This is a genomic window from Pseudomonas sp. CGJS7, from assembly GCF_036961695.1.
The window spans coordinates 20,689-32,863 of sequence record NZ_JBAMDI010000125.1 but is presented as its reverse complement, the minus strand read 5'-3'; the positions used below and the strand labels follow the sequence as shown (position 1 = coordinate 32,863).

Genomic DNA, 12,175 nt, shown 5'->3' with positions numbered 1-12,175 from the left:
GCCCGCGCCGGGCTGGCGCCCGTCGCCGACGGCCGCGCACGCGTGCGCACGTTGCGGCAGATGGCGTTGCCGGGCATGCGCGTGATCGCCGCGGCGACGCCGCTGGACCGCGATGCCGCGGCCGCGCTGATGCGCCAACTCGCCGCCGATCGCAATGTCGAATTCGTGCAGGTCGACGCTGGTGTACGCACCCAACTGGTACCGAACGATCCGCAGTTCAGCAAGCAATGGCATTACGCCGATACCGCTGCCGGCATTCGCGCGCCGACTGCGTGGAACACCACCAGCGGCGCCGGCGTGGTCGTGGCGGTGGTCGATTCGGGGATCATGCCGCACACCGATCTGAACGCGAACGTGTTGCCGGGTTACGACTTCGTCAGTGCGGTGAACGGCCGCAACGCCGCCGAGTGCGCCATCGACGGGATGCAGGCCGGCTGCGGAAAATCGTTGGACGGCGACGGCCGCGACGCCAATCCGCTCGATTCGGAAGGCAATACCCACGGCAACCACGTCGCCGGAACCATCGCGGCGGTGACCAACAACGCTAAGGGCGTGGCCGGTATCGCGTACGGCGCGAAGATCCTGCCGGTGCGCGCGGCCGGCTCGGGCGGCTACAACGCCCATTCGGACACCATCGACGCGATCTTCTGGGCGTCGGGCGGGCGCGTCGCCGGGGTTCCGGACAACGTCAGCCCGGCCGAGGTCATCAACGTGTCGTTGGGCAGCGAAATCGCCTGCACGCCGGCATGGCAGGCGGGCATCGACGCGGCCGTGGCCAACGGCGCGGTGGTGGTGGTCGCGGCCGGCAACGGCGACAACAACGTGGCCAACAACGTGCCCGCGGGTTGCAACAACGTGGTCGCGGTCGGTGCGACCAATAAGAGCGGCGCGCGTTCTTCGTTCTCGGCGTGGGGGCCGACGCTGGATCTGAGCGCTCCCGGTGGCGACGGTCTATTCAACGGCGTGATATCCACCGTGGCTAACGACGGTTACGGTCAGATGTCGGGTACGTCGATGGCCTCTCCGCACGTGGCCGGCGTGGCGGCGTTGGTGCGCTCGGTGGCGCCGGGCAAGACGCCGGCCCAGGTCGAGGTGATCTTGAAGAGCACGGCGCGTCCGATTCCGGCCAGCAAATGCAGCAAGGGCTGCGGTGCGGGGTTGGTCGACGCGGCCGCGGCGGTGGCGGCGGCGAAGGCGCCTTGAGCGGCGTATCGCGAGCTGAGTGATCGGGCGATGGCGCGTGCCGGCGACGGCGGCCAGCGCGGGTAGCGCCTGCCGACCACGCCCGGCACCGATGGCGAACGGCGCCCGCCGACACGGGCGCCGTTCGCGTTGGTCGGTACAGCGAACGGGCAGGTACGGCCATCGCGACAGCAACGGCCAGGGCCGATAGCGCGATGTTAAGGCCGCGTGCGCGTGGTCACGGACCACAGTGCAGAATAGGGCAGAGCAGCGCATCGTCGCGGCGCAGGTCACTCGGTATCGGCCTTGCGACCCCGATGCGCCCCTTGGCGCGTTGCAAGTTCTACCCGATCGCTGCCGATCGAAGGAGTCGCCCGCATGCTGTGTCCGTCCCGCCATCCCAGCCCTCGCCCTGTGGTTTCCCGCCGCGCCATCGCCTTGTCGGTGGCCGTGTCCTGCTGCTTCGCCGTCAGCGCCTGCATGGCCGGCAACCCCGCGCCGTCCGATCCCGCCGCGGTCGTGCCCGACCGCACCGACTCCGCCCCGGAGGCCAAGCCCATGCCGTCCCAGCCCGCGCCGCCCGACAGCCACGAATCCGGGCCGCAAGCGGCCAAAGCGCATGTCGGCGAACCCGTCGGCGCCGGCCCGTTCGGCCAGTTCATCGTCAAATACCGCGACGGCACCGCGCCGCTGACCCAGCAGGGGGCGGTGCAGGCGCGCCTGGACCGGACCGCCAAGCAGGCGGGTCTGGCCAACAAGAGCGGGCTCAAGCTGACCTGGAAGAGCCGCATGGGCATCCAGGCCGATGTGTTCAGCGTCAGCCCCGCGCTCGATCGCGCCGAGGCGGTGCGCTTGATGCAAACCTTCGCCGCCGATCCGGATGTGCAATTCATCGAACCCGATAACCACATCACGCTCGGCCCGATCATTCGCGGGCCTGAGGTTATCGACAAATAAGCCGAGTGCGTTTTGCTTGATGCCAAGCACACAATCGCATCGGCCGAACATCTGCGAGCGACAACCAAACCCCGGCGAAAGCCGGGGTTTTTTTGTGCGAATCGAATTGGAAACGGGTGGAAAAACCACGCATTGATTAGAGATGAATTGCGTGCGGAAAGCAGATTGCGGATGCATGACAAACATCACGAAGCACGCGCCTGGATTGCTTGCGTTGGCATTGCCGCCGCGCGCGTGGCGGCGCTAGCGTCGTGATGCGGTCGAGACGACGAACTCGAACCGCGAACGGACCGGAGGCAAGGGCACCGCGGCTCGCGTGTTTACCACGCGGTCCGTGCGTGCCCGCGAAGCCCTGGCCGGAATTATTTTCGCCGCCATGCGGCCATCACTCCTCGGGGGTTACACCATGATCGACAAGTCTTCCGGCCGCGCCCGCTCGCGTGGCTTGAACGCGGCACGCACCGTCGTGCTGGTAACGGGCATCGCCGCATTGCCGGCGTTCGCCGCGCAGCCGTTGTTCATCGGCGACGCCACGCCGGCGCGCAGCGTCGGCGCTGCGCAAAGCGCGTCCGCGCTCGGCCGCGCCCAGCGCCTGGCCGCCGCGCCGGCGACCGCGTCGCTGCAACTCAAGCGCGCCGACGCCGGCGTGGTCAGCGCCGATACCCGCGAGATCGAGCTGAGCCTGGGCTCGCACCGGGTCAACGCCGTGCTCGACAGCGCGCGCGACACCGGCCGCGGCAGCACCGTGTGGATCGGCCACCTGCGCGAGAACGCCAAGGCCGCGCGCAGCGACGCGCGCGAAGTGCGCCACGACGAACGCAACTCGGTCGCCCTGGTCCGCCGCGGCAACGGCGTCACCGGCAACGTCCGCGTCGACGGCCGCCTGTACCGGATCCGCCCGCTCGCCGACGGCAGCCACGCGGTGATCGAAGTCGACGAAAGCAAGATGCCGCCGGATCACCCGGCCGGTTACCACGATTCGGACCTGCCGCAGATCGACATGCGCGCCGCCGCCCGCGCCGCCAATCTGCAGGCCGCCAGCGGCGCCAACAACGCCAACGCCGCCGCGGTCGGCCCCGCCGCGATCGATCCGGGCCCGACCGCGACCATCCGCGTGCAAGTGGTCGCCACCAGCGAAGCGGTGGCCGCTTACGGCGGCGACATGCAGGCGCTGGTCGAGCTGGCGGTGGCCGAGACCAATCAGGGTTACGCCAATTCCAACGTCGGCATCAACATGGAACTGGCCAACTACCGCACCGTCGAATACACCTCGGCCAAGGACGGTCACTACACCGACCGCGACCGCTTCATCGCCACCAACGACGGCTACATGGACGACATCCATGCCAGCCGCGACGCCAACGCCGCCGACGTCAACGTGCTGGTGATCGACGACGACAGCAATTGCGGCCTGGCCGCGGCGATCGGCTCCAACGCCAACAATGCCTTCGCGACCGTGCATTACGACTGCGCCACCGGCTACTACAGCTTCGCCCACGAGATCGGCCACTTGCTCTCGGCCCGTCACGACCCCGCCGCCGACCCGAACAACACCCCGTACGCCTACGGCCACGGTTACCGCTACGAGCCGGCCACCGGCAGCAAGTGGCGCACGATCATGGCCTACGCCTGCACCGGCGGCTGCCCGCGCCTGAACTACTGGTCGAACCCGGACGTGACCTACAACGGCGTCGCCATGGGCACCGCCGACAAGAACCACAACCAGCGCGTGCTGGTGCAGACCAAGGCGGCGATGGCGGCCTACCGCGGCGCGCCCGGCGGCAACACCGCGCCGGTGGCCAATTTCAGCTCCAGCACCAGCGGGTTGACGGCGAACTTCACCGACAGCTCGACCGACAGCGACGGCAGCATCGCCTCGCGCAGCTGGAACTTCGGCGACGGCACCACCTCGACCGCGACCAACCCGTCCAAGACCTACAGCGCCGCGGGCACCTACACCGTTACCTTGACCGTCACCGACAACGGCGGCGCCACCCACACCAAGACCGCCTCGGTCACCGTCGCCGCCAGCGGCGTGCAGACCTACAGCAACGGCACCGACGTGAACATTCCCGACAACAACGCCACCGGCGCGAGCAGCAGCATCGTGGTGTCGGGCCGCAGCGGCAACGCGCCGAGCAACGCCAACGTCTCGGTGAATATCGTCCACCCGTACAAGGGCGATCTGATCGTCGACCTGATCGCGCCGGACGGCTCGGTCTACAACCTCCACAACCGCACCGGCGGCAGCGCCGACAACGTCAGCGGCAGCTTCAGCAAGGACCTGTCGAGCGAAGCGCTCAACGGTACCTGGAAGCTGCGCGCCGCCGATCGCGCCGCGCAGGACGTCGGCAAGATCGATACCTGGAGCATCACCTTCTGACCGAGTCCGCGCACCAGGCCGCATGAAGTTCGAACGCGCTGAGGGGAGCGCTTCGTCACGCGCGTACCGCGCCGCCGCGCAGCGGCGGTGGCGGCGACAGGCGCCGGTCCGGACGCGGACCGTCGTTGCCCACGCCCACGCAGCCGGTTCCGCCTCGGAGCCGGACTGCGTCGGCGCGGGCCGTCGATAGCGCGGCGTCAACCGCAATCGCTGGCCACTCATCGCAGTTCAACGACCGAATTCCCATTAGATGGAGACAGACATGAAACGAATCACCCTGACCCTCGGCCTGCTCGCGCTGTCGATCGGCACCGCGATCGCCGCGCCGAACCTGCGCCCGGCCGCGTTCGACAACGCGCGCATCGCCCGCGTCGACAGCATCGCCCTGCGCAGCATGCCGGCGGTCGACGTGGCCAAGCTGCGCGCCGAAGATCTCAAGCGCGCCAACCGCAGCGAGGCGCCGCGTTTCGCCACCGCGCTGCCGGTCAACATCGACACGCTCAACAGCGGCACCTGGGAAGACCTCGACGCCGAGCATGCGGTTTGGCGCACGCGCATCGAATCCAAGGACGCGCTGACCCTCAACTTCCATTTCGACAAGTTCAAGCTGCCGGCCGGCGCGCGCATGCTGATCTACCCGGCCGACCAGACCCCGGGCGCGAACGCATCGAAAGTGCGCAGCTTCACCGCCGCCGACAACCAGGCCGACGGCCAGTTGTGGACGCCGGTGGTGGTGGGCGATGAGGCGGTGATCGAAGTGGTGGTGCCGCGGGCCAAGGCCGGCGAGCTGAAGCTGCATCTGGCCAAGGTCAACCACGACTATGTCGGCATCGGCAAGCTGGTGCGCGACGCCGACAAGGCCCAGACCAAGGGCGTGTCGGGCAGCTGCAACATCGACGTGGTCTGCCCCGAGGGCAACGGCCACCGCGACATCATCCGTTCGGTCGCTGCGTACTCCAAAGAAGGCACCATGTGGTGCACCGGCTCGTTGGTCAACAACACCGCCAACGACAAGAAGATGTATTTCCTCACCGCGCACCATTGCGGCATGACCACCGCCGCGGCGGCTTCGAGCATGGTGGTGTACTGGAATTATCAGAATTCGACCTGCCGCGCGCCGGGTTCGGCGTCCAGCGGCGCCAACGGCGACGGCCCGTTGAATCAGTCCCAGACCGGTGCGGTGCTGCGCGCCACCAGCGCCGCTTCCGACTTCACCCTGCTGGAACTCAACACCGCGGCCAATCCGGCCTACAACCTGTTCTGGGCCGGTTGGGACCGCCGCGATCAAAACTACTCGGGCGCGACCGCGATCCACCATCCCAACGTCGCCGAGAAGCGCATCAGCCACTCGACCACCGCCACTCAGATCAGCGGCTACGGCGGTGGCGCCGGCACCAGCCACTTGCACGTGTTCTGGCAGGCCAACGGCGGCATCACCGAGCGCGGTTCCTCGGGTTCGCCGATCTACAGCCCCGATAAGCGCGTGCTCGGCCAACTGCACGGCGGCCCGTCGACCTGCTCGGCGACCGGTCCCGACCGTAGCGACTATTACGGTCGCGTATTCACCTCCTGGACCGGCGGCGGCACCGCGGCCTCGCGTCTGAGCGATTGGCTCGATGCGGCCGGCACCGGCGCGCAGTTCATCGACGGCGTGGATTCGGGTTCCAGCGGCGGCGGCGTGCCGGTGGCGAATTTCACCTCCAGCGCCAACGGCCTGACCGTGGCCTTCACCGATACCTCCACCGACAGCAACGGCAGCATCGTCTCGCGCAGCTGGAACTTCGGCGACGGCACCACCTCCACCGCGACCAATCCGTCCAAGACCTACAGCGCGGCGGGCACCTACACCGTCACCCTGACCGTCACCGACAACGACGGCACCACCAACACCAAGACCGGCTCGGTCACGGTCACCTCTCCGGGCGGCGCGCAGACCTACACCAACGGCACCGACGTCAACATTCCCGACAACAACGCCACCGGCGTCAGCAGCAGCATCGTGGTGTCGGGGCGCAGCGGCAACGCGCCGAGCAACACCAGCATCTCGGTGAATATCGTCCACCCGTACAAGGGCGATCTGATCGTCGACCTGATCGCGCCGGACGGTTCGGTCTACAACCTCCACAACCGCGGCGGCGGCAGCGCCGACAACGTCAGCGGCAGCTTCAGCAAGGACCTGTCGAGCGAAGCGCTCAACGGCACCTGGAAGCTGCGCGCCGCCGATCGCGCATCGCAGGACGTCGGCAAGATCGACACCTGGAGCATCACCTTCTAAGCCACGCGACTCACGCAGCCCGAAGTACCCGGCGCGCGAGGCCGCGCGCCGGTTTCATCGCGTAACGCATCGCTGCACACCGTTCCCCCGCGCTTACGCGACGCCCCGCCGTCTCATGCCATTTCATCGTCTTAATCACTTAAGGATCGAAACCCCATGAAACGATTGACCCTCACCCTGGGCGTGCTCGCCCTGTCCATCGGCACCGCGATCGCCGGCCCCGCGCTGCGTCCGGCCGCGTTCGACAACACGCGCATCTCGCGCGTCGACAACATCGCCCTGCGCAGCATGCCGGCGGTCGACGTGGCCAAGCTGCGCGCCGAAGACCGCAAGCGCGAAGAGCGCCGCGAGATTCCCCGCTTCGCCACCGCGCTGCCGGTCGACATCGATACCCTCAACAGCGGCACCTGGGAAGAACTCGACGCCGACCACCTGGTCTGGCGCACGCGCATCGAATCCAAGGACGCGCTGTCGCTGAACTTCCATTTCGACCAGTTCAAGCTGCCGCAGGGCGGCCGCATGCTGATCTATCCGGCCGATCAGACCCCGGCCAAGAGCGCCGACCGCGTGCGCAGCTTCACCGCGGCCGACAACAACGCCCGCGGCGAGTTGTGGACGCCGGTGGTGGTGAGCGACGAGGCGGTGATCGAAGTGATCGTGCCGCGGGCCAAGGCCGGCGAGCTCAAGCTGCACCTGGCCAAGGTCAACCACGACTACGTCGGCTTCGGCGAACTGGCGCGCAACGCGGCCAAGGACCAGACCAAGGGCGTGTCGGCGAGCTGCAACATCGACGTGGCCTGCCCGGAAGGCAACAACTACCGCGACATCATCCGTTCGGTCGCGGCGTACTCCAAGCAGGGCACGATGTGGTGCACCGGCTCGTTGGTCAACAACACCGCCAACGACAAGAAGATGTACTTCCTCACCGCCAACCATTGCGGCATGACCACCGCGGCGGTCAACAACTCGATGGTCGTGTACTGGAACTACCAGAACTCGACCTGCCGCGCGCCCAACACCGCGGCCAGCGGCGCCAACGGCGACGGCTCGCTCGCTCAGTCGCAAACCGGCGCGACCCTGCGCGCGACCAACGCCGCTTCCGATTTCACCCTGCTCGAACTCACCACCGCGGCCAACCCGGCCTATAACCTGTTCTGGGCCGGCTGGGACCGCCGCGACGGCAACTACACCAGCGCGATCGCGATCCACCATCCGCGCGTGGCCGAAAAGCGCATCAGCCTGAGCGACGGCGGCACCACCTACCGCGGATTCGAACAAGACACCACCGGCACCTACGCCTTCCGCGTGGCCTGGTTCCCGACCGGCGGCGTCACCGAGGGCGGATCCTCCGGCTCGCCGCTGTACAGCCCGGAACGCCGCGTGATCGGCCAGTTGTACGGCGGCTGGTCGACCTGCAGCGCGACCGGCGAAAACCGCACCGACTGGTACGGTCGCATCTACACGTCCTGGACCGGCGGCGGCACCTCGGCGACGCGCCTGAGCGATTGGCTCGACGCTTCCGGCACCGGCTCGCAGTTCATCGACGGCCTGGATTCCGGCGGCGGCAACCCGGTCAACAACCCGCCGGTGGCGAACTTCAGCTCCAGCGCCAGCGGCTTGACGGTTACCTTCACCGACAGCTCCAGCGACAGCGACGGCAGCATCGCCTCGCGCAGCTGGAACTTCGGCGACGGCACCACCTCGACCGCGACCAGCCCGACCAAGACCTACAGCGCGGCGGGCACCTACACCGTCACCCTGACCGTTACCGACGACAAAGGCGCCACCAACACCAAGACCGCCTCGGTCACCGTGTCCAGCCCGAGCGGCCCGCAGACCTACAGCAACGACACCGATGTGGCGATCCGCGACAACGCCACGGTGGAAAGCTCGATCGTGGTGTCCGGCCGCAGCGGCAACGCGCCGAGCAGCACGCCGATCGCGGTCAACATCGTGCACACCTACCGCAGCGATCTGAAGGTCGATCTGGTCGCGCCGGACGGCACGGTCTACAACCTGCACAACCGCACCGGCGGCAGCGCCGACAACATCAATCAGACCTACACCAAGAACCTGTCGAGCGAGGCGCTCAACGGGACCTGGAAGCTGCGCGTCAACGACAACCAGACCAGCGATGTGGGCAAGATCGATAAGTGGAGCATCACGTTCTGATCGCGCTTGTGGCGCGTCGCGTGTCGGCGCGCCATGGAGTTCGATACGTAACGAGAAAGCCCCGGCCTTGGCCGGGGTTTTCTTTTGGTTGCGTTCTGGGGGCGAAGGAAATCGCGCGATCAGATTCGCGCGTACCTCCGCGAAGGTCTCGCTGCTGGAACTCATCCAAGATCCGCGCAATCCACTTCACCGTCATTCCGGCGAAAGCCGGAACCCATTTTGCTCTTGCTCCAGAAGGTTCGGATGCAACGGTTGCGCATGCGCTTCATGCTTGCCGCGGGAAAGCGCGATATCGATGGATTCCAGGAACGTCCGTGTTCGCATGCCAAAAGCGACGCTTCAATTCAGAGCGAATGCTGGCGGCACCGACCAGGCGCAGGTCCGGTGCGGTGAGAGCAAAATCAAAATGGGTTCCGGCTTTCGCCGGAATGACGGTGAGTGGGGGAGGGCGCGGTTGTTTGGGTTTTTTAGCGCGGCGCAGCGCCGATGGTCTCGGCAGGTAGTGCGCCTTTGTCGGACGATCCCAATACGCCCATCGGACAGTCTTAGTGCGCCGCAGCATCGCGTCAGCGCCCCGCAAACCGCGCCGAATCCATCGCCGCGACCGCCCCGCAGACAGCCGCAACCGAATCACCCTACCCACAAGTTCCCCCTCATCGTGCGCTGCAACGCATTCTGAATTCGCGCGCGGTCGCAGTTTGAATTTCCCGTTTAGGACACCGATTTCAATCGAAACAAATCTTGTGCGTATGCGTGACGCGATGCACGGATGCGATGTCGATTGAGGATATTTGCGTCTTGTTGTGCGCGACGGCGCTGTCGCAAAGTCTCGGCGTGGCGCAGAAAACATCGTTCGATGCGGCCTGCGCCGCGCGTGGTAGCTGCAAACGCACGCTGAGGGGGAAGCATGCGGCAACGCCTGCACTAAACGCTGGAGCATCCAGTTCCCACCGCCTGACCCGACGTCATCGCCATCCAGCACCGGCCCTGCCGGGCGTTGGGTCATGCCTCTAATCACGGACGGAGAGACTCAATGAAACGCATTTGTGGTTCTTTGCTGTTGCTCGGACTCTCGATCAGCGCCGCACTCGCCGCGCCGGCCTCGCGCCCGGCGGCTTTCGATCATCAAAATCTTTCCAGCGTGGACAAGATCGCGCTGCGGGCGATGCCCGCGGTCGATGTGGCCAAGCTGAAGGCCGAGGATCGCCAGCGCGACAAGCGCGGCGATATCCCGCGCTTCGCGTTCCCGATGACGGTCGACATGACCCCGCTGAATTCCGGCGTGTGGGAAGACCTGGACGCCGACAACGTGATCTGGCGCCAGCGCATCCGTTCGGAGAAGGCGCTGTCGCTGAACTTCGGTTTCACCCAGTACCACATGCCCGAAGGCGGACGCCTGCTGGTCTATCCGGCCACCCAGACCGCCGGCGGCGACCGCGCGCTGATCAACCAATACACCGCGCGCGAAAACAACGCTCAGGGCCAGCTGTGGACGGCGGTAGTGCCGGGCCAGGAAGCGGTGATCGAAGTGGTGGTTCCGCGCGCCAAGATGGGCGAGTTGAAGCTGCACCTGACCAAGGTCAACCACGACTACGTCGGCTTCGGCCCGCTGGCGCGCCGCCTGGCCGCCGAATCGGGCGAGAAGGGCGTGTCGGGCAGCTGCAACATCGACGTGGTCTGCCCCGAAGGCGACGGCCGTCGCGACATCATCCGTTCGGTGGCCGCGTACTCCAAGAACGGCTCGCTGGCCTGCACCGGCTCGCTGGTCAACAACACCGCCAACGACCGCAAGATGTACTTCCTGACCGCGCACCACTGCGGCATGGGCACGGCCTCGACCGCGGCCAGCATCGTGGTGTACTGGAACTATCAGAACTCGACCTGCCGCGCGCCCAATACGCCGGCCAGCGGCGCCAACGGCGACGGTTCGATGTCGCAGAGCCAGACCGGTTCGACGGTCAAGGCCACTTACGCGACGTCCGACTTCACCTTGCTGGAACTCAACACCGCCGCCAATCCCGCGTTCAATCTGTTCTGGGCCGGTTGGGACCGCCGCGATCAGAACTATCCGGGCGCCATCGCGATCCATCACCCCAACGTGGCCGAGAAGCGCATCAGCAACTCGACCAGCCCGACCTCGTTCGTGGCTTGGGGCGGCGGCGCCGGCACCACGCACTTGAACGTGCAGTGGCAGCCCAGCGGCGGCGTGACCGAGCCGGGTTCGTCCGGTTCGCCGATCTACAGCCCTGAAAAGCGCGTGCTCGGCCAGTTGCACGGCGGCCCGTCGAGCTGCAGCGCCACCGGCACCAACCGCAGCGACCAGTACGGCCGCGTGTTCACCTCGTGGACCGGCGGCGGCGCGGCGGCTTCGCGTCTGAGCGACTGGCTCGATCCGGCCAACACCGGCGCGCAGTTCATCGACGGCCTGGATTCGGGCGGCGGCACGCCCAACACTCCGCCGGTGGCGAACTTCACCTCGACCACCAACGGCCTGACCGCGACCTTCACCGACACCTCCACCGACACCGACGGCACCATCGCCTCGCGTAGCTGGGACTTCGGCGACGGCACCACCTCGACCGCGACCAACCCGTCCAAGACCTACAGCGCCGCCGGCACCTACACCGTCAAGCTGACCGTCACCGACGACGATGGCGCCCCCAACACCAAGACCGGCTCGGTCACGGTGTCCGGCGGTCCGGGCTCGCAGACCTACACCAACGATACCGACGTGGCGATCACCGACATGGCCACGGTGGAAAGCCCGATCGTGGTGTCCGGCCGCACCGGCAACGGCTCGGCGACCACGCCGATCCAGGTCACCATCTACCACACCTACAAGAGCGATCTGAAGGTGGACCTGGTGGCTCCGGACGGCACGGTCTACAACATCCACAACCGCACCGGCGGCAGCGCCGACAACGTCATCGGCACCTTCAACAAGAACCTGTCGAGCGAACCGCTCAACGGCACCTGGAAGCTGCGCGTGAACGACAATGCGAACGCCGACACCGGCCGCATCGACAAGTGGAGCATCACGTTCTGATTGGAATGTGTTGAGCGATACCACGCCGCGGCCTTCGGGCCGCGGCGTTTTTCCTGGGGTCGTTCGTGCACGCGATGGTGGTTGTTCGCGCCGGTTCGGAAGCAGCTTCATGCCGATCGGTGCTCCGCGACGCCTGCATGCCGTCATCCCCGCGAAGGCG

6 protein-coding genes are annotated in these 12,175 nt (G+C 66.9%); all 6 read left to right on the top strand.

Translation table 11 applies throughout. The features are described from left to right. A partial coding sequence (locus tag V7787_RS42845; RefSeq protein ID WP_336093740.1) for a S8 family serine peptidase occupies positions 1-1,203 on the top strand: 1,203 nt, incomplete at its 5' end. Positions 1,204-1,560: 357 nt separating this feature from the next. Then, positions 1,561-2,139, top strand: a complete 579-nt coding sequence (locus V7787_RS42840) for a hypothetical protein (RefSeq protein WP_336093739.1) — start codon at positions 1,561-1,563, stop codon at positions 2,137-2,139. A gap of 406 nt (positions 2,140-2,545) precedes the next feature. Then, positions 2,546-4,522 carry a M12 family metallo-peptidase gene (locus V7787_RS42835; RefSeq protein WP_336093738.1) on the top strand — a complete coding sequence of 659 codons (1,977 nt, stop codon included), beginning with the start codon at positions 2,546-2,548 and terminating at the stop codon, positions 4,520-4,522. Between the two features lie 262 nt (positions 4,523-4,784). Continuing rightward, entirely contained in the window at positions 4,785-6,797 is a 2,013-nt protein-coding gene (locus tag V7787_RS42830; protein ID WP_336093737.1) for a PKD domain-containing protein, read from the top strand. Between the two features lie 156 nt (positions 6,798-6,953). After that, complete coding sequence (locus tag V7787_RS42825) at positions 6,954-8,969, top strand: PKD domain-containing protein (RefSeq protein WP_336093736.1); 2,016 nt, start codon at positions 6,954-6,956, stop codon at positions 8,967-8,969. 1,033 nt (positions 8,970-10,002) lie between these two features. Beyond that, a complete protein-coding gene (locus V7787_RS42820; protein ID WP_336093735.1) occupies positions 10,003-12,015 on the top strand; it encodes a proprotein convertase P-domain-containing protein in 2,013 nt (670 codons plus the stop codon). Positions 12,016-12,175: the final 160 nt, after the last annotated feature.